The following is a 19,929-nucleotide window of genomic DNA, read 5'->3' on the forward strand; positions in this document are numbered from 1 at the left end:
TAATACAAGCGCATATTCCTATTCAGTATACGTTACTTGATTTGCACGGTCAATCATGAGGAACCTTTATACAGCAAGCATCTAAAATACGCAGAATATTCATAACCACAAAATCTGTACCATAAGCCCCTTACCCTCTGTACTATATAACAGATTCTTTTGTTCCATCTTTTATAGCACAGAAAAAAGCGGCCCCAAGGCCGCTTTATTCGTTGTCTGCATTCATTTTTTCAATAAGGTTATTTTTCATTTCATTGAACTGTTCAGTTTGCTCGTTGAATGCTGTAACAGCGTTTTGGACTTCTTTGTTCTTGTCATTTACTGTTACAGTCTTCTCTTGGAGAACCTGCAGTTCAGTTTCTTCGTTCGACAGCATTTCATAAAGTTCTTTTTGCTCAGCTGCTAATTCTTCATATGCTGTGACAAATTGTTCATGGGCATCGAAACGTTCATGCATTTTAGTTTTCAAAGCTGTCAGATCGCTTTTCAGTTCTTCGTCTTCTGTCTCTTCAATCACAGTATCAATTTCCTGGAAGGCTTCTTCAGCTGAATCCATTGATGCTTTTTCAGTCTCCAGCAGTTCGAGGCGCTGTTCCACAGAAGCAAGGGCTTCTTCAGCATTTGCTCTGACATCTTCCTGCTGCTCCTGGGTCAAAGCCATGATGGACTCGAATTTCTCCTGCTCTGCAGCTTCAAGTTTCTCCATTTCACTTTGAGTATCGCGATAATCACTCTCTGCTTCAAATGTTTCTTTCAGCACTGAATCCAGCTGCTCTTCTGTCGAAGGACCTGAACACGCACTTAAAAGTAACGCACTTGATATTCCTGTTGCCAATATGTATCTTTTCAATCGAAACCCTCCTTATAACATGACTTAACTATATTATGATGCTCAAAAAAATACAACTGCTAATGTAAGCAATTTTTCTTTCACGGAATACTAGCAGTGCGTTATACTGATAGGCATATGAAAGTTGATTGAAAGGATTGAGTTAAGTGATTTTAATGAAAGACATCGTACGTGAAGGACATCCCACTCTTCGCCAGCGGGCAGAAGAAGTGAAGTTCCCGCTTTCCGCTGAGGATAAAAAATTGGCAGAAGAATTGATGGAATATGTTGTTAACAGCCAGGACGAAGAAATGATTGAAAAATATGACCTTCGCCCCGGTGTCGGAATAGCTGCACCACAAGTAAATGTGGCCAAACGGATTTTTGCCATTCATTTTGATGAAGATTCCGGTGAAAATCTGAGCATCATTGCCATCAATCCGAAAATTGTGAGCCATTCCGTCGAAAAAGCATACTTGGCTTCAGGAGAAGGCTGCTTGTCTGTCGACCGATTTATTCCCGGCTATGTCCCGCGTTATGCGAGAATAACCGTCAAAGCCAGCGATCTTGAAGGCAAAGAATATAAAATGCGTCTTAAAGGGCTGCCGGCAATTGCATTCCAGCATGAATTGGATCATTTGAACGGCGTTATGTTCTTTGACCATATCAATCCGGACAATCCATTCGCTGAAATAGAAAATGCTATAGCCATCTCTCGGGATATAGAAGAATAATAAAAAACAGGCTGGCGGAATTTATCCGCCAGCCTTTTGTGTGAAATTATATTAAGCCGAGATGGGCAAATGCTTTTGCCAATCCATCTTCATCCACATGTTCTGTAATGTAGGAAGCGACTCCTTTCGTTTCCGGATGCCCGTTATCCATCGCAACACTGTATCCTGCCACTTGCATCATCTGCAGATCATTAAGGCCATCACCAAAAGCGATCGTATCTTCAATGGAATGTCCGGTGCCGGCAATCAGTTTTTTTATGCCGCTTGCCTTCGACCCGCCTTTTGGAAGAATGTCGCAAGAGACCCGGTGCCACCGCACAAACTGGAAATCTTTGAAATTTTCATGATATTGGGCTTCTTCTTCTTTTGTACAAAAAACGAGCGATTGATAGATATCATTGTCCAGGTGAAAATTCCGTTCCGTCACTGGATGAGGAAATTTTAAACTTTTCAGGCTTTCGTCGATATCAGGATGGTAATCAATGGAAGAAATCATTTTTTGGCTGTTCATGAAAACCAGCGGATGGTCTCTTTCCTCGGCAAAGTGTACAACTTCTTCAAGCATTGCAGGGTCCAGCGCCTCAGTATGTATCACTTTACCACTGTGGACGATATACTGGCCGTTAAATGTGATGAATGTATCGATATTCAATTTCTCCAATATGCTGGTAATCATAAAAGGTGCGCGGCCAGTGGCAATCGCCAGTTCATGGCCGTTTGCCCGCGCTTTTTGAAGAGCCTCAAAAGCTGAATCCGGCAATTCCTTTTTTGAATTCAATAAAGTTCCATCAATATCCAGCAATAATAATTTTCCCATAATTTCAGTCTCCAATCCATTGCCTGGCGGTGTCCGCCGGTCATTTCATTTCTTTACATTTGTCAGAATTTACAGTATTATTTACATAAGGAGTGAGCAGCCATGCTGAAGCGTTTGAAAAGAAAACTACTCAGAAGGCTTAATGGTATCATGAACAAAAAGAAAATAGCATAGCGATTATGGCCCTTCTTCTTAAAAAAGAAGGGCTATTCTTTATTTTAAAACAATGACATGATAATATAAAGAAAGTGAATTTATTTTGAACGTGGAAAAAGGAGAGCAAACTATGATTTTTAAAGTTTATTACCAAGAGAACCGCAATGAGGTGCCAGTTCGCGAAAATACCAAGAGCCTCTATGTTGAAGCTTCATCCGAGCGTGAAGTGAGAAATCACCTGAAAGACCGCAATTATAATATCGAGCTTGTTCAATTGCTCGAAGGCAGCCATCTTGAATATGAACAAGGCAGCCAAAACTACGAAGTTGAGAGTATCGACTGATCATGAAGTTCGTTAAGAATGATCAGACAGCCGTTTTCGCGCTCGGCGGACTGGGCGAAATCGGTAAAAATACGTACGGTGTCCAATTCCAGGATGAAATCATCCTGATTGATGCCGGCATCAAATTCCCGGAAGACGATTTGCTCGGAATCGATTATGTTATTCCGGATTACACTTATTTAGTAAAAAATGCTGATAAGATCAAAGGCCTTTTCATCACGCATGGCCATGAAGACCATATCGGCGGCGTAGCTTATCTATTAAAGAAAATTAATATCCCCGTATACGGCGGCAAGCTTGCATTAGGACTGCTGCGCAAAAAACTGGAAGAGCACGGCCTTCTTCGCCAAACTAAATTAATCGAAATCGGTGAAGACGACGTTATCAAATTCCGTAAAACATCGGTGAGCTTTTTCAGTGTAACCCACAGTATTCCAGATGCTTTTGGTGTTGTTGTGAAAACGCCGCCAGGCAATATCGTCCATACAGGAGATTTCAAATTTGATTTCACACCAGTCGGGGAACCGGCTAACCTGTTAAAAATGGCACAAATCGGCAGTGAAGGCGTTCTTTGCTTATTATCCGACAGCACGAATGCTGAACTCCCGGATTTCACTATGTCTGAACGTAAAGTCGGCGAAACGATCAAGGATATTATGCGCAAAGTTGAAGGTCGTCTAATTTTCGCAACTTTTGCCTCAAATATCTACCGACTTCAACAAGTTACCGATGAAGCTGTTGCACAAGGCCGTAAAATTGCGGTTTTCGGACGCAGCATGGAAAATGCCATGACAATCGGCCGGGAACTCGGTTATATCAATGCGCCGGAAGATGCCTTCATCGATACCCAGACGTTAAACCGCCTGCCGGCAAATGAAGCGCTTATTCTCTGCACAGGCTCACAAGGCGAACCAATGGCTGCACTCTCACGTATTGCCAGCGGCACACACCGCCAAATCCATATTCAGCCAAATGATACAGTCGTCTTTTCTTCTTCTCCAATTCCGGGGAATACGAGCAGCGTCAACCGAACAATCAATCTATTGTTCCGTGCTGGCGCCAATGTAATCCATGGTTCATTGAATAACGTCCATACCTCTGGACATGGTTCACAACCCGAGAATATGTTGATGCTGCGATTGATCAAACCGAAATACTTCATGCCGATCCACGGTGAATACCGTATGCAGAAGCAGCACGCACAATTGGCTATAGATTGTGACGTTCCGCCTGAAAATACATTCATCATGGAAAATGGTGATGTCCTGGCTCTTGGAGCTGATGAAGCTTCGGTTGCAGGACGCATCCCTTCCGGAGACGTCTATATCGACGGCAGCGGCATTGGCGACATCGGCAATATCGTTCTTCGCGACCGCCGTGTACTTTCCGAAGAAGGATTGGTCATTGTAGTAGTCAGCGTCGACATGAAAAATAATAAAATGGTATCCGGCCCGGACATCATCTCCCGCGGTTTCGTCTATATGAGAGAATCCGGAACGATGATTTATGAAGCCCAGCAAATGCTGAACCGCCACCTTAAAAAGAAAATCCACGGCAAAGATACAGATTGGCCTGAACTGAAGAATGACATTTCAGATGTTCTTGGACCATACCTGTACGAAAAAACAAAACGCCGTCCAATGATTCTTCCTGTAATAATGGAAGTCTAAGAAGACATTAAAAAGGAGGTCCCGATATGGGACCTCCTTTTTATACTGGCAAAAAAACTTCAACTTCTGTAATCATTTCGTTCTAGAAGGATGCTTTCCGCGGGGAGCGGGTCTGAGCCTCCTCAGTCGCTTCGAAAACCGATGCTCCTGCAGCGCACTTTGCGCTTCGTCGCAAAGGTCCGACCGAATGCTATTCGTTCAAACCTTCCCTGCAGGGTCTCAGACTCACTCTGTTTCCCGCAGGAAAGACATTGGCCGATGCTTGCGAGGACCAGTCTTTGCGACGAAGCAGCGCAGCGATGCAGGAGCACGGGTTTTGGAAAGCGAAGCTGTTTTGCGCAATATCGGTTTTCTCTATTCCTTTAATAGTTATTTAAAAAGGAGGTCCCGATACGGGACCTCCTTTTTTCTCGTTTATATGAAAATACTAATTCAACATCTTCTTCTCAAAACGGTTGATATCTGCATCTGACCCGATGATGATCAGAATATCCTGCAATTGGATCTCCATATCCGCCTGAGGCGAAACAATGATATCCTTGCCCCGTTTGATGGCCACGATGTTAATACCGTAATTTGCACGGATATCCAGTCCGATCAGTGTAAAGCCGGCCAATCTTTCATTGGCCTTCACTTCCATGATCGAATGCTCATCTGACAGTTCAAGATAGTCCAAAACGTTATTCGAAAGCATATTATGCGCAATACGGATTCCCATATCCCGCTCCGGATGCACTACTTTATCGGCGCCTATCTTATCAAGCACTTTCGCGTGATAATCATTCTGTGCTTTTACGGTTATTTTTTTGACGCCAATTTCCTTCAGCATCAGAGTTGTTAAAATACTGGCTTGAATATTCTCGCCAATGGCGACGATAACATGTTCAAAATTACGGATACCAAGTGATTTCAGAACAGACTCATCAGTCGTATCAGCAACTACCGCCTGTGTCGCGATGCTCGCAAATTCATCCACTCTCTCCGTATCTTTATCGATTGCCATAACGTCAGCATCCTGTTCGATCAATTCCCGGACGATGCTGCCTCCGAATCTTCCCAGCCCGATCACTACAAATTCCTTTTTCATATCCATCCTCCAAATAGTTGCCATAGCTATAGTTTACCATACAATTTCCGCTTCGCTAAACCACAAAAAAACCCCGCTTAACGGCGGGGGTCCAACGGTCTTTTCGGCCGGTTTTCACAGTATTCACAGTCAATATCACTGCAGGCTTCTTCTCGCCATTCATTGCAGCTTGCGCAATAGCTTGCATCAAATTCGTCATCGAATGTCAAAGGTGACAAGCAGTGGTGGCAGTATGTATGTACTTCCATCCAATTGATGACTTTCTTGTTGGCTACGAGGTAAAGTCCTTGCTGATCTTGTTTATAGTTCATTATTGATGATTTTTGCACTGCCCGATGTTTCGGATCCAGGAAAAAATTCATTTTGTCATTCATTTTGGTCACTCCTAAATTAGTGGACAGGCTATTTTCGGCGAACGAGATAGTCCTATTTATAACTGATGTTTACATTATAATAAAATAATCTTTTTGCACTTTCTCTATAATAGTAAATTCACATAGAACATTGCAATAGATTCGAACCAATTAATTTAATTTATTTTCGCATTAATTTCACATAAAGTGTTTGCATTACTTTCAGCCACAATAGTAAACTGTAAGTATATTATTACTAAACTTTAATAACTCGAAGTTTGCTATACATAAACATTCATAACTGCCCAAATAAGGGAGGAGCCCGAATGAATATTGGTTCAAAAATTAAAAGTCTGCGTTTGAAAAATGGATTGACCCAGGAAGAATTAGGAGAACGAACGGATTTGAGCAAAGGGTTCATTTCCCAGCTGGAACGGGATATGAACTCCCCTTCCATCGAAACATTTTTCACGTTATTGGAAGTATTGGGTACAACACCGAAGGAGTTTTTTGAGGATGCCGCCTCTCCGCAGGTGATCTATTCTTCAAAGGACCATCGTGTCTATAAAGATGAGGAATCCGGTTATGAAGTCGACTGGCTTATCCCTACTTCCTATAAGAAGGAAATGGAGCCGATTTATCTGACCTTGTTCGAGGAAGGACAATATAAAAAATTCGAACCGTCCCAAGCGGAAACCTTCATCTATATTCTTGAAGGCAAAGTCCGGCTTGTTCTTGGCGATGAAGAATATATAGCCGTTGCTGGTGATTCCATCTATTACGAAGCTTCACAGCACCATCAATTATCGAATGCCGGGAAAGGCAAATGTGAAATGATCATCAGTGCCACCCACTCATATATATAAACAGGAGGTAGTAAAATGTCAGGAAGTTCAATTATACGATTCGATAACGTTACACAAACATATGAAGGTGCAGGAAATGTATTGAATAATGTCAGCTTTGAGTTGCAGCGCGGCAAATTCTATACACTTCTCGGTCCATCTGGATGCGGCAAGACGACCATCCTGCGCTTAATCGCCGGTTTTATAAAGCCCACAAAAGGCGATATCTATATTGAAGGCGAAATCGTCAATGACTTCCCTGCCAATGAACGCCAGGTAAATACAGTGTTTCAGGATTATGCCCTTTTCCCGCATCTTAATGTTTTTGAAAATGTGGCATTCGGCCTCCGCGTCAAAAAACTGAAAAAAGCAGAAATCGATCAACGGGTCCATGAAGCACTTGAATTCGTTAATCTTCACGGCTACGAGAAACGGAACATCGATGAAATGTCAGGCGGCCAACGCCAGCGCGTAGCCATCGCCCGTGCAATCGTCAACGATCCGGAAGTCATTCTGCTGGATGAGCCGCTTTCTGCCCTGGACCTGAAATTGCGGACAGAAATGCAATACGAACTTCGTGAACTTCAGCAGCGCCTTGGTAAAACTTTTGTGTTTGTCACCCACGACCAGGAAGAAGCACTTGCCATGTCTGATGAGATCTTTGTCATGAATGCCGGTGAAATCCAACAGAGTGGTACACCCATGGACATTTATGATGAACCCATCAACCGATTTGTTGCAGATTTTATCGGGGAATCGAATATCGTCGATGCCGTTATGATCGATGACTACCGTGTGCGTTTTGCCAACCAGGAATTTGAATGCGTCGACCAGGGCTTTGATAAGAATGAAAAAGTGGAAATTGTCATTCGTCCCGAAGATTTGCATATCACACGCCTTCATAGAGGAAAAATTACTGTGACTGTGAACAGCCAATTATTCCGCGGCGTCCATTACGAAATCGCCACAATTGATGAAGTGGGCAACGAATGGCTTGTTCACTCCACAAAAAAAGTGGATGTTGGATCTAAAATCGGTTTGGATTTTGAGCCGGAAGCCATCCATGTCATGAGATTGAATGAATCTGAAGAGGCTTTTGATGCCAGACTTGAAGCTTATGGAGCAGCAGGCTATGAAAAGTAATCGGACCAATCCTTTTTACCTTATTCCATATTACTTATGGATTGTGCTGTTTGTCATAGCCCCTATCGCTCTGGTCCTTTATTTTTCATTTTTCGATATAGCAGGTAATCTGACACTCGATAATTACCGGAACTTCTTCTCATCCGTATACCTGCGGCTGACTTTAAGTTCTTTCTGGTATGCTTTCCTGATTACTTTAATCTCCCTTTTGGTGGCATACCCGACTGCCTATTGGTTGACCAAGACGAAACATAAACAATTATGGCTGTTAATGATCATTATCCCTTCGTGGATCAACCTCCTATTGAAGGCTTATGCTTTCATCGGAATCTTTGGCTTATACGGCCCTGCCAATAATCTATTGGCTGCAATCGGCTCTGAACGGCTGCAGATACTGTTTACAGATTTCAGTTTCATCTTTGTATCGGTTTATATTTTCATACCGTTCATGGTGCTGCCGATATTCAATTCACTGGATCGCATCAATCCGGCCTTGATCGATGCTTCGCGTGATCTTGGTGCCTCGTCCTGGACGACTTTCACCCGTGTTATCTTTCCATTGGCCATCAATGGGGTTAAGGCTGGTATCCAGGTTGTCTTTATCCCTGCCCTGTCGCTGTTCGTTATCACGCGGCTTATCGCTGGCAATAAAGTCATAACACTCGGTACAGCGATTGAACAGCAATTCCTTGTGACCCAAAACTGGGGCATGGGCTCGACTATAGCTGTTTTCCTGATTCTGTTCATGATTATCGTCATGATGGTCACCGGTGAAAAAGGAGGTACCATCAATGGAAAAATTAAGTAAGACAGCACGAATTTATTTGGCCGTTGTCTTTATCATCCTTTACGCACCGATATTCTATCTGATTTTCTATTCATTCAACAGCGGCGGCACGATGTCGAGTTTCGAAGGTTTCACGCTTGAACATTATGCAGCCGTATTCAATGACACACGGCTTATCATCATCGTGCTGAACACTGTCATAATTGCATTGCTTTCTGCACTGATTTCTACTGCGATTGGCGTCCTGGGCGCAATCGGCATTGTCTTTATCCGCAACCGCAAAATGCGCAATGCCGTTTTATCATTAAATACGATTCTGATCGTCAGTCCTGACGTCATCATTGGTGCTTCGTTCCTGATTCTGTTCACAATGATTGGCATCAAACTCGGTTTCGCATCTGTATTGATTTCCCATATCGCCTTCAGTATTCCGATTGTCGTAATTATGGTGCTGCCGAAGCTGATGGAAATGAGCGACTCGCTGATAGATGCCGCGACTGACCTCGGCGCTTCGAAAAGGGATATTTTGACGCGCGTTATTCTGCCGTATATCAAACCCGGCATTTTTGCAGGTTTCTTTTTGGCGCTGACCTATTCATTGGATGACTTTGCCGTCACTTTCTTTGTAACCGGCAACGGATTTGCCACATTATCCGTTGAAATTTATTCGATGGCCCGGGCCGGCATCACACTGACCATCAATGCGCTTTCCGCTTTGATCTTCCTTGTGACCCTTGGACTTGTGCTCGGCTATTACTTCTTTAATAATCGGACCCGGCTGACCATCCGACCACCAGGAGGGGGCAACTGACCATGAAAGATCTTATACGCGCAAGTCTGGCGATTATTGTCATTTCAGGTGTTTTGATGTACGTTGTTTCATTGCTTGAAGATACCTCTTCTGCTGGAGGCGGCGGTACCATTAACGTTTATAACTGGGGAGAATACATCGACCCTGAACTCGTAAGCCAATTTGAAGAGGAAACCGGCATCACGGTCATTTACGAAACATTCGATTCAAATGAAGCGATGATGACCAAGATTGAACAAGACGGCACCACTTATGACGTTGCCATGCCTTCTGAATACGCAATCGAAAAGATGAAAGAATCAGATCTGCTCCACCCGATAGATCTGAATAAAATCACCAATCTGGAAAATATCGATCCTTATTTTCTGGATCTGCCATTCGATCCAGGCAATGAATATTCCATCCCTTACTTCTGGGGAACAGTAGGTATCGCCTTCAACCCTTCCCTGCTCGAAGGACAGACATTCGAGACTTGGGATGACCTCTGGGATCCAACGCTTGAACAGGAAGTGATCCTGGTGGATTCTGCCCGGGAAGTAATCGGCATGGGACTGAACAGCCTCGGCTATTCACTGAACTCGACTGATATGGGTGAATTGCGTGAAGCAACTGATAAACTGAAAACGCTGGGCCCGAATGTAAAAGCGATTATCGGAGATGAAATTGTCGAGATGATGCGGCGCGAAGAAGCTGCTGTTGCTCTCACTTGGTCCGGGCAAGCTGCAGATATGATGTGGATCAATGAAAATATCGATTACTCCGTACCCGAAGAAGGTTCAAATTTATGGTTTGATAATATGATCATTCCGAAAACTGCCGACAATGTAGATGGTGCACATGAATTCATCAACTTTATGCTGGATGCAGAAGTGGCCGCACAAAACGCCGATTACGTAGGCTATTCCACTCCGAACCAGGCAGCTCTGGAATTAATGGATCCTGAAGTTACAGGTGATGAACGCTTCTACCCAACAGAAGAAATGCGTGAGCGGCTGGAAGTCTACGAAAATCTAGGTCTTGAAATGCTTGGCGTTTATAATGAATTGTTTTTGGAATTTAAAATGGATATGGAAAAATAACAGGAAATGAGCCGGGCGAAAGTATTTTGCCCGGCTCATTTTTTTAATCTCATGTAAAGGGATATAAAATTTCTTTACCCTTTAGATACCTTCTAACCCCTTGCTCCTGTCTCTGTCCCTGCATCGCTTCGCTAGCTTCGTCGCAAATGATACCGGCAAAAATACTTTTTGCCTGCTCATTTTTTTAATCTCATGTAAAGGGACAAAATTTTTCTTTACCCTTTAGATACCTTCTAACCCCTTGCTCCTGCATCGCTTCGCTAGCTTCGTCGCAAATGATACCGGCAAAAATACTTTTTGCCGGTATCATTGCCTGTTATTTTTTATTGAAATGGGGTATAGTAACAAAGTTAATGCAGCGAAATTTAGTCACACGAAGTAATAGATGAAAGAAGGACGCCCTATGGCAGTTAGATCAAATAAATTCGCATTATATATCCTCATGTTCAATATGTTTATAGCCATGAGCGGCATTGGCCTCATCATTCCGATCATGCCCGCTTATCTGGATACGTTCGGAGTTGCTGGACAGGTGCTTGGAACGTTGATCGCCACTTTCGCTTTCGCCCAATTCCTATTCTCCCCGCTTTCCGGCCAATTATCCGATAAATACGGAAGAAAAAAATTAATTATTTTTGGCCTCGTTGTTTTTGGTATGTCCCAGCTTGTTTTCGGTTTGGCTACCGAGCTTTGGGTTTTATACCTGGCCAGATTCTTCAGTGGCCTTGGGGCTGCATTCCTGATTCCGCCGATGATGGCTTTTGTTGCCGATATTACGACGTATGAAGAACGGGGCAAAGGGATGGGACTGCTTGGTGCTTCCATGTCACTAGGATTCATGATCGGACCCGGTTTTGGTGGATTCCTTGCAGAAGTCAGCCTGGAATTCCCGTTCTATATTGCGGCGCTGGTTGCTACTTTAGCCGCCATCATGTCTTATATCGCTCTGCCGGATGTCGCTCCAACCATCCAACAGATGGAGAATAAAAAAGAGAATCTCTGGCAGCAAATGAGACGCTCTGTCTATATGCCCTATTTCGTCATGTTGATCGTCATGTTCATCTTTGCTTTCGGTTTATCGAATTTCCAGTCGACCATTGCTTTATATGTCGATAAAGAGCACGGTTTTACGCCAAAGGAAATTTCGATTCTCATCACGGTCGGTGGTTTTGTTGGCGTGATCATCCAGACTTTCGTCATTGACCGCCTGTTCAAGCGCTATGGTGAAATGAAAGTGATTCTGGTGAACCTTATCGTATCGGCAGCAGCCATGATCGGTATCCTGTTCGTCGATACTTTCTGGACCATTTTGCTTGTTTCAGCCGTATTCTTTACCGCAGCGTCTCTGCTCCGTCCGGCGATCAATACGCTTATTTCCAAACTGGCTGGTGATGAGCAGGGTTATGCGGCTGGTATGAACAATGCTTATATGAGCCTTGGCAATATGATTGGTCCTGCATTAGCCGGCATCCTTTTCGACATCAATATGATATTCCCTTATATTGTGGGAACTGCCATCCTGCTGATCTGCTTCTTCATCGCTTCCAGCTGGTCTTCCAGAAAGCAGCAGCTGCTGCAGGAAACACGTTCAGTTGCGCCAGCAGGAAAAGGTTGAAATCCAAATTTCTAGTATGAAACAGATAAAACCCTGTCGACAAATTGCGGACAGGGTTTTATTTTTTATTCCGTTGTTTCGCTTTCAATAATTGTTCAATGCCTTCATTTTTTTCAGTTTGCGGTTGTGCCGCAGTTTTTTTCGGAATCGCAGGCATTCTCAATCCGAATCGGCGAATTGTGATATCCGCAAAAAACAGCAGCATTGCCAGCAGTATAAGTGGGATTGTAATGTTTTGCATGGAAGAGCTGCTATAGGGTATATCCCTTAAAGCATCATCCAGGGTGTCCAGTACCTGGCCTCCGCTTCTTTCGGCAATTGCGGTCAAAAGGTCCATATCCGCAGCTTCACTGCGGTATTCCTCACCATATGGAATCGTAAGTCCTGTTCTGTAGGCTGCACCGGATTCGTTCGAAACACTGAAAAATACCAGTCCGGGCTCTTCCTCCATGTGGACGTCAATCACTCCGGGTGCGACCGGCTCTGTCTGGACCGGGATCTCTTCTCCCGCTTCATCAATTACCGTGACATTCAGAATTGCAGAGGACTGTGACGGGTCTTCGATTGTATATAACCCCTGTTGCTTTCGGCTGACTGAAAAAGGTGCTTCTGTGAAAGATGGCAGAATCTGAGAAACGCTGCGGTTCCAAAATGACGGCCAATTGCTCCAGCTTTGGAAATCACCGCTCCACGCTCCGCTTCCTGAAGTGAAAGCTACCGTTTTCCCCAGCCCGTAATTCCACTCTGCCAGTACCGGATCTTTCTGTTCGCTTTCTGCCACTATCCTTGCCGTATCTTTTGCGGTAGTCGCTATATAGCTGTTCAATTGTGGAATTCCATCCTCGAACAGCGGACTCCATGCACTGTCGTAAATAATCGGATAAAAAGGTTCATCCACAATATATGTGCGCGACATCATGATGGTTTCACGCGACAGTATGGCAGGAATCGTCGTAGCGTCCGTTACGTCGTAAAACCGTCCGCTGCCGGTCTCTGCAAGAGATTCGAGCAACGCCCTGTCAGCATCCTGTCCGACTGCAACTGTGGATAGTGTGATATTATTTTCCACTCCTCCATCTATGAGGCTCGCATAATCATTTTGCGTTGCCGACTGGCCGTCCGTCAGCAGAATGATATGTTTACGCTGAAGATCCAGTTCCTCTAATTGGCCATATGCTTCTGCCAATGAAGAATAGATTTCCGTGCCGCCTCCAGGAGCCACCGTCAGAATGTCGTCGATTGCCTGCTGTCGATCCTCCAGCTTCTCTGTCGGCACAATTTGCCACGGCTTGTCGTCAAAGGCGATGACGCCGACAACATCATCTTCCCTCAGCAGTTCAACTGACCGTGCAGCTGCTTCCTTGGCCAGTTCCATCTTTTGCCCGGCCATACTGCCCGAACGGTCCATCACAATCACGAGCCCCAGAGAAGGCAGCTCATGTTTGCCTTTGACTTCCATTTCCACCGGCAACAGATTTTCTATCGGCGTTTTAAAATAGCCGCCAAGCCCGAAACTTTGGTCTCCCCCGACCATCATAAAACCCATTCCGAATTCTTTGACTGCCTGTTCGATGACAGCCATTGTTTGTTCACCGACTTGGGTGCCCGGGACATTATCGAAAATGATACCATCATAAGCCAGAATTGAAGATAAATTTTGCGGCAGACCAGAGGGTGAAATTTCCTCCAGGTTCAGATTTTCATTATCCAATAAACCCGTAATCGGACTTGCGCCTTCGTTGCTGACAATCAATAACTCCGGGGGCCCTTCGACTTCGGTCAGACTCGTCAATTGATTGTTCTGCAGAAATTCGTCCCCTTCTATCTCAATGGAAGCTTCAAATTTCAGCAATCCTTCACTTTGTGCTTCATAGCTGTAGGACAGGATGTTCCTGCCTTCTTCCAAATTCACTGGAATCCGTTCAATTTCAGCGTCGTTGGCAGACAGGATAAGCTCTCCTTCACTTTGCTGGTCTGCTTCGATGATCATCGAAAAATTCAGCTCTTCCCCAGAAAATGCCTGTGCCGGTGTTTGAAATTCTGTTAATGCAGCTTCATTTCCGGAAGGAGCCTCAATCGGAAAAACATCGATTGTCACTCTTTCAACATCGATACGGTCGAGACTTTCCAAGGCGGAGGCTGTGGTTTCGTTACCGTCGCTCAGCAGAATAACTCGTGTAGCAATTTCCTGTTCACCGCTGTTGGCTGCCAATTCAAGCGCCTGTGCTATGTCGGTATGATCTTCCTCATTAGCGGGCCTGTCGCCTGGCAATTCCGCCGTGTCGGATGACAAGGGCAGCAGGGACTGAAAATCCTCTGCAAATGTATATACCCCCACCCTTTGATGATTTTCTTTTTCAGCCAATACCTGATTCAGCTGTTCCGCTATGCCATTTCCCGCTTGTGCCATCGACGCCGAACGGTCCCATAGGAAGACGATTTGTTCTTCTTCAATCGGCTGATGAATGGCCGGCGAAGCAAGGGCGACGATTAAAAAGAAGATACTCAGCAGTCTGAGCACGAACGAAGTGCGAAAAAGGGATGAAGCTTTGTTATATTGTTTCCACCCTGTCATGAACAAATAGATTGCTGCAGGAATGACCAGCAACAGCCATAGGGGTTCATCGATACGAAGTTCCACGCCGGTACACCTCCCATTCAGCCAGCAGAAGCAGTAAAATCAACAGCAGAAGCAGTGGGATGACAGAACGCTGTGTTGTGGCTTCTGTTTCTGCCGCGTTTCCTGCTGTGAAACTTTGTCCAGCAGTTAATATCTTTTCTTCAGTGTTCAATTGAACTATGAAATTTTTCGTTTCACCATCACTCACCGCACGGTAGATCCCCGGTTCTGCGGGCGCCCGAAAACTGCTTTGTCCTTCAATATATGAAAACTGATATTCTTCTTCCTTGAAGATTTCCCATTCACCAGCAGCAGAGGTCAAAGTGACGGCCCGCTGTTCATTCGGCGAAAAAGTTCCAAGGTAATTTTCGCTTCCCGATAATTCATTGATAGCGCTCCACAGAAATAAAGGAAAGGACGGATTCAATGGCCAGTCGGTGGCCTGTATATCGGCCAGTACAATAATATCCCCTTCAGGCGATAGTTGAATGAGCGGTTCGCCGCCGATAGCCGCAAGTGTTTCATAACCTTCAAAACCGGGATAGATTTCAGCGATATAAACATCCTCCATAGGAGCAAAAGCAAACAAGGGGTGATCAGCAGTGTCGATTTGTCCTGTTGCTTCAAAAGAAGATTCATCATTCCGGCCAATCAAAAGGATTGGCGCCTCTCCGCCAAGCAGACTGCTTTGGTTGGTGATAAGCGGTAACCCTGCAAAATTTCCGAGCTGGTCCGGTGATGCGGCATTCACCCGGATTCCAAGTGATTCCACGCCTCTTGACACCAAGCCGTGCAATGTATTATCAATAATGACGGTGCCAGCGGGGCGATTGATATAGGCGAATGCCCGATTATCCAATATGTAATCATCATTAACGTTCAGATTTGCCTGCCATAATTCAGCGTTCGGCAAATTTTCAAAAGGCACCAGCTTCTCCTCTCCGGATGCCAGCTCAATTTCTGCGCGTGCTTCATAATCTCCATCAGTTAGTTCAAGGGTTCCTGCCATAGCCTCTTCACTGTCATTGACAACCTTTACGATTGCACGGTCTTCCCCATTCCCTTCTGCCACACCGAATTGGCGAATCGAAACATTGGCCGGCTTTTCTGTATTCGCATGGATTTCATATGCTGTCCCGGTTTTATTGGCCAGAATGGTGCGGTCAAGAGAATCCGTGAAAATATGAATAACGGTAGAGTCATTGTCAGTCAAGGTTTCAGCGAAGAGAATCGTTTTTTCCAGTTGGGACGATTCATAACTTACAGCAATCTCATCAATTTCCTGCTGCAACTTACGCCCCGACTCTTCTTTCCTGACAAGAATTTCAGGCGTACTGCCGGCATTAATGATTGTCACCGGTTTTCCTTCCGCTTGGGCGGCCAACTCTTTCATCCGCTCTTTTTGCTGTTCCAGCTGGCTTGGAGAACCTGCCAGCATTGAAGCAGAGGTATCGATGATGAAGATGAATTCCCCTCCATCGAGACTGTCTGATTTTAAATACGGATTAAGAAGTGCCAGCACAAGCAGTAAAAGGGCTGCCAGCTGCAGATAGAATAATGCATGATGCTGCAATTTTTTCAGGTAGGGCGATGCCTGCATCTTTTTCATCACTTGCTGCCAATAAAGTATAGAAGAAACTTGCTGGTCCTTATACTTTTTGCGGTACAGATAATAAATGATGAGAGCAATGGGCATAACAATTGTCCAGATCAGCCCCCAGTTTGATATCCCCATTCCCTTTCACCTCACCTGATCCATTTTTGTTTAAGCAATTGATGTAGAAATACATGCTGGATACCATCTTCCACATGGACCGGCATATACTGGACGCCGTATCTGCGGCATAAAGCCTGCAGGCCATCAATGTGTTCAAGCCGCTTCCGGTTATAATTCTCAGCAGTTTGCGAAGACATCGTAACATTGAAGGCATCTGAACTTTCATCATCGATCAAACGCAGATCTCCCGCGAACAATGGCTGTCGTTCCTGTTGATCGGATACATGCATAAAACGGACATCTTTTGAATATTTAACTGCTCTGCTGAAAAACCGCTGCCACTCATCCAGTGTTTCCAAAGCATCCGACAAGACGAACAACACAGTTGATCCTTGCGCCGGCTGAAAGTCCGCAACTTCCGCAAATCTTTTTTCATCAGCTACCGGAAGGGACATGATGAAGTGGTTGAATAATTTCTGGGCCGACTTTCCTTTTCTTTTCAGCGGCGGATTTGTGCCTTGTCCAATCGAAAGAGTCAATTTATCATCATTCAATAACACAATGGATCCCAGTGAAAAAGCCAGCTGTTTTGTAAATAGCCATTTGCCTTTCATCGACTTTGAACCATCGACCATGATGTGGACACGCATTTCCTGTTCGTCCAGAAACCTTTTGATATAAACTCTTTCCGTTCTGGCAAAGACATTCCAATCAATATGGCGGACGTCATCGCCTGGATGGTATTCCCGGAAATCGGAAAAATCCATTGACGAACCAAAACGCCGTGAGCGGCTTGATCCTTTGTGATGCCCTCTTATTTTCGATTTGGTGCCAATCGAGTAACGTCCAAGGCCGGAAACCCAGTGTTCAGGCAATTGAAGGAAATTCATCTGCTTCTCCCTCGTCCGGCAGCTTCCAGCACCTGGTCGATCAATAAATCGATATCCGCCCCGTCGGCCTCTCCTTCATAATTCAGCAGCAGCCGATGACGCAACACCGGTTTTGCGACATATTTCAAATCACCGATTGAAACGTGATACCGCCCTTCAGTCAATGCACGCGCTTTTGCAGTCCTGATTAAACTTTGCAGGCCGCGTGGTCCGCTGCCATATTGCACAAATCGGATAATGTCTTCTATTTCTGTCTGCAAAGGATCAGTGCTTTGGATAATATCGACAGCAACCAGCAGAATATCATCAGCTATCAGCACTTCTTTGGCAAGCTGCTGAGCTGCCAGCAGATCGCTTGTGCCCATTTGTTTCACTAACAATATTTCCTCGGTGCCCGTTGTCCGCCGCACAATTTCAGCCAGTTCTTCACGGGAAGGGGACGGAATTTTTATTTTGCATAAAAAACGGTCCATCTGGGCTTCGGGCAGCGGATAAGTTCCTTCCATCTCAATGGGATTCTGGGTTGCCAGAACGAAAAACGGCCGTGCCATGTTTTTGGTGTCGCCAAGGACGGTGACGGTTTTTTCCCCCATCGCTTCCAATAAGGCACTTTGCGTTTTCGGTGTAGCCCGGTTTATTTCGTCAGCCAGCACCATCTGGCTGAAAATCGGTCCTTCGCGAAAAGTGAATTGTTGTTTACCAGCAGCGTCTCTTTCAATTAAACTGGTACCGGTAATATCAGATGGCATCAAATCAGGAGTGAATTGGATTCTTGAAAACGACAGATCCAGCACTTCCGCTATTGTGCGGATCAGCATCGTTTTGCCGAGGCCAGGCAAGCCTTCAAGCAATGCGTGGCCATCGGAAAGGATGGAATAAAGCGAAAACTCGACAGCTTCTTCCTGGCCCACAATAAAGCGGCCGATTTCATTTCTGACCTGCTGAAGTTTCAAGCTCATTTCCGTAAATTGTTCCGCTGTCACTGTCATCATTATCCCTGCTTTCAATTATTTGCTGTCAATTGATGAAAAATATTGTTCCACTATATTTTGTAGGTCCGGCGGCAATTTCATGCGATTGGCACTGGAAAAATAGGAATCGCTGTAAGACCCCACCACTTCACGATAAGGGCGGATGGTCCCGCGCTCTGCGTCAACAGCTCCTTCTTCAAAGGACCCAGCTTCTCCTTCTGATAATTCCCCGTCATCGACGGTTGTTTCACCGCTGCCGCCGATTCTTGAAGGTATACTCAGCATTTCCCTGCTGCCTTGGCCTGTACCCGCTCCTTGGCTGGGAGTCGCGCCGGTGCCTTCACCGCCGCTCTGTCCTCCGCCAGTACCTTCGTCACCGCCTGCTGCAGATTCTTCTGAACCTTCACTTTCTTGTGCCGCTCCATCGCCCTCGGTTCCATTCCCGCTCCCAGCTTGCCCCGCAGTTTCTCCTTCACTTGAAGCTCCCGTATTTTCACCGTTGTCTCCGCCAGCTTGTTCGCCATCCGTTTTGTCATTGGACGCTGAACCTTCGCTTCCGGATTCACCACTCGTGCCATCTTCTGATCCAGCGCTTTCTTCCGGTTCTGAACGGTCATTCGCCGCAATTGACTGCTGCAGATCAAACGACACCGGTTTTCCCATTTCACTGAGAGCAGTTTGCGTATCCCCTGCTTGCTGGGCCAAATGTTGAGATGCTTCTCCCAGGTCTTCCGCTTCTTCGCTTGCCTGCTCAGTGCCTTCCCGTTCTTTCTCCCGCTGTTTCAAAGCCAGTTCTTTCTGCTTTTTCACCAATTCGCGCAGAGCCTGTTCAGGTGTTTCGCTGTCATTTAACTTTTCCTCAAGGCTTTCGAGTTCTTTTTTTACGTCAGGTAAATCTGCCAGTTCTTTTTGCTTTTCCACCTTTTCAATCATCTCTTCCACTAACTCCTGCTCCTGCTCATGATCTTTCGCTTCGAGCTGGGCTGAAGCTGGAAATAATCCTGAAAGTGCGAGTAAAATCATTAGGCCAACAGCTGTAAGGAGCCATTTTGGTGAAAACCATTCATTTTTCTCTTTTTTGAATAATTGATAACTGAGATGGATATCCTTTTCGGTCCGGTTTGCCAAATCATCCGCCAACCGGTTGCCAACCGGTATTTGGCTCAAAGTAAGCAATTGGTTATGCGGAGTAAATTGGTCCAACTCACTGATTGCCTGCTGACGGCGTGGTATTTTCGGAATAGTCAGCAGCACCATGATAAGTATGGTAAGAGCAGCTGCTATATATGAATAAAATTCATAATAAGGAATTACGGACAGCCGGGCAATTATCATAATCAACAATGCCGCAGCCAGACCCAAACACAAAGCGATTTGAAGAATTCTTACTATATATTGGAGCTTCAGGCGCCGATTAGCCTTTTTGATAAACAATTTGATCTTTTGGCTGTCCATAACGCAT

18 protein-coding genes are annotated in these 19,929 nt (G+C 45.1%); 9 read left to right on the plus strand and 9 right to left on the minus strand.

Translation table 11 applies throughout. The features are described from left to right. Positions 1-205: 205 nt before the first annotated feature. Positions 206-850, minus strand: coding sequence for a YkyA family protein (locus tag DP120_RS07315; protein WP_112222985.1), 645 nt, complete (start codon positions 848-850; stop codon positions 206-208). Positions 851-996: 146 nt separating this feature from the next. On the opposite strand from DP120_RS07315, the gene def reads away from it, so the two are divergent. After that, positions 997-1,563: a peptide deformylase gene (gene def, locus DP120_RS07320; RefSeq protein ID WP_112222986.1), complete on the plus strand. Its 567-nt coding sequence runs from the start codon at positions 997-999 to the stop codon at positions 1,561-1,563. Between the two features lie 46 nt (positions 1,564-1,609). On the opposite strand, the gene DP120_RS07325 is transcribed toward def, so the two are convergent. Continuing rightward, positions 1,610-2,380: a Cof-type HAD-IIB family hydrolase gene (locus tag DP120_RS07325; RefSeq protein WP_112222987.1), complete on the minus strand. Its 771-nt coding sequence runs from the start codon at positions 2,378-2,380 to the stop codon at positions 1,610-1,612. A 286-nt stretch (positions 2,381-2,666) separates the two neighbouring features. Between DP120_RS07325 and DP120_RS07330 the strand changes: the two genes are divergently transcribed. Together DP120_RS07330 and rnjA are read left to right on the plus strand one after the other, a co-directional pair. After that, a complete protein-coding gene (locus DP120_RS07330) occupies positions 2,667-2,879 on the plus strand; it encodes a DNA-dependent RNA polymerase subunit epsilon (RefSeq protein WP_112222988.1) in 213 nt (70 codons plus the stop codon). Between the two features lie 2 nt (positions 2,880-2,881). Continuing rightward, positions 2,882-4,549: a ribonuclease J1 gene (gene rnjA, locus DP120_RS07335; protein WP_112222989.1), complete on the plus strand. Its 1,668-nt coding sequence runs from the start codon at positions 2,882-2,884 to the stop codon at positions 4,547-4,549. Between the two features lie 427 nt (positions 4,550-4,976). On the opposite strand, the gene DP120_RS07340 is transcribed toward rnjA, so the two are convergent. Then, positions 4,977-5,636, minus strand: a complete 660-nt coding sequence (locus DP120_RS07340) for a potassium channel family protein (protein WP_084244875.1) — start codon at positions 5,634-5,636, stop codon at positions 4,977-4,979. A gap of 77 nt (positions 5,637-5,713) precedes the next feature. After that, positions 5,714-6,010, minus strand: a complete 297-nt coding sequence (locus tag DP120_RS07345; protein ID WP_101802009.1) for a hypothetical protein — start codon at positions 6,008-6,010, stop codon at positions 5,714-5,716. A 305-nt stretch (positions 6,011-6,315) separates the two neighbouring features. Here DP120_RS07345 and DP120_RS07350 point away from each other — a divergent pair, with 305 nt between their 5' ends. The 6 genes from DP120_RS07350 (at position 6,316) to DP120_RS07375 (ending at position 12,269) form a co-directional block, all read left to right on the plus strand. Then, positions 6,316-6,855 (plus strand): helix-turn-helix domain-containing protein, encoded by a 540-nt coding sequence (locus DP120_RS07350; protein WP_112222990.1) that lies wholly within the window; start codon positions 6,316-6,318, stop codon positions 6,853-6,855. A 15-nt stretch (positions 6,856-6,870) separates the two neighbouring features. Continuing rightward, positions 6,871-7,977: an ABC transporter ATP-binding protein gene (locus DP120_RS07355; RefSeq protein WP_112222991.1), complete on the plus strand. Its 1,107-nt coding sequence runs from the start codon at positions 6,871-6,873 to the stop codon at positions 7,975-7,977. Beyond that, positions 7,967-8,785, plus strand: a complete 819-nt coding sequence (locus DP120_RS07360; protein ID WP_112223276.1) for an ABC transporter permease — start codon at positions 7,967-7,969, stop codon at positions 8,783-8,785. The genes DP120_RS07355 and DP120_RS07360 overlap by 11 nt, the downstream gene beginning before the upstream one ends. After that, a complete protein-coding gene (locus tag DP120_RS07365) occupies positions 8,769-9,575 on the plus strand; it encodes an ABC transporter permease (protein WP_112222992.1) in 807 nt (268 codons plus the stop codon). Before DP120_RS07360 ends, DP120_RS07365 begins: the two co-directional genes overlap by 17 nt. A 2-nt stretch (positions 9,576-9,577) precedes the next feature. Continuing rightward, on the plus strand, positions 9,578-10,654 hold the full coding sequence (locus DP120_RS07370) for an ABC transporter substrate-binding protein (protein ID WP_112222993.1): 1,077 nt from the start codon (positions 9,578-9,580) through the stop codon (positions 10,652-10,654). A gap of 403 nt (positions 10,655-11,057) precedes the next feature. Next, positions 11,058-12,269 carry an MFS transporter gene (locus DP120_RS07375; RefSeq protein WP_112222994.1) on the plus strand — a complete coding sequence of 404 codons (1,212 nt, stop codon included), beginning with the start codon at positions 11,058-11,060 and terminating at the stop codon, positions 12,267-12,269. Between the two features lie 58 nt (positions 12,270-12,327). On the opposite strand, the gene DP120_RS07380 is transcribed toward DP120_RS07375, so the two are convergent. The 5 genes from DP120_RS07380 to DP120_RS07400 are packed head-to-tail and all read right to left on the minus strand — an operon-like array spanning position 12,328 to position 19,922. Further along, positions 12,328-14,910 carry a VWA domain-containing protein gene (locus DP120_RS07380; protein ID WP_112222995.1) on the minus strand — a complete coding sequence of 861 codons (2,583 nt, stop codon included), beginning with the start codon at positions 14,908-14,910 and terminating at the stop codon, positions 12,328-12,330. Then, positions 14,891-16,624 (minus strand): vWA domain-containing protein, encoded by a 1,734-nt coding sequence (locus DP120_RS07385; RefSeq protein WP_112222996.1) that lies wholly within the window; start codon positions 16,622-16,624, stop codon positions 14,891-14,893. The genes DP120_RS07380 and DP120_RS07385 overlap by 20 nt, the downstream gene beginning before the upstream one ends. An 11-nt stretch (positions 16,625-16,635) precedes the next feature. After that, complete coding sequence (locus DP120_RS07390) at positions 16,636-17,496, minus strand: DUF58 domain-containing protein (RefSeq protein WP_112222997.1); 861 nt, start codon at positions 17,494-17,496, stop codon at positions 16,636-16,638. Then, on the minus strand, positions 17,493-18,485 hold the full coding sequence (locus DP120_RS07395; RefSeq protein WP_112222998.1) for an AAA family ATPase: 993 nt from the start codon (positions 18,483-18,485) through the stop codon (positions 17,493-17,495). The genes DP120_RS07390 and DP120_RS07395 overlap by 4 nt, the downstream gene beginning before the upstream one ends. A gap of 18 nt (positions 18,486-18,503) precedes the next feature. Further along, entirely contained in the window at positions 18,504-19,922 is a 1,419-nt protein-coding gene (locus DP120_RS07400; protein WP_112222999.1) for a putative sodium/potassium/calcium exchanger, read from the minus strand. Positions 19,923-19,929 lie beyond the last annotated feature (7 nt).

Source organism: Planococcus halotolerans (assembly GCF_003289955.1).
In the GTDB taxonomy this organism is placed as follows: domain Bacteria; phylum Bacillota; class Bacilli; order Bacillales_A; family Planococcaceae; genus Planococcus; species Planococcus halotolerans.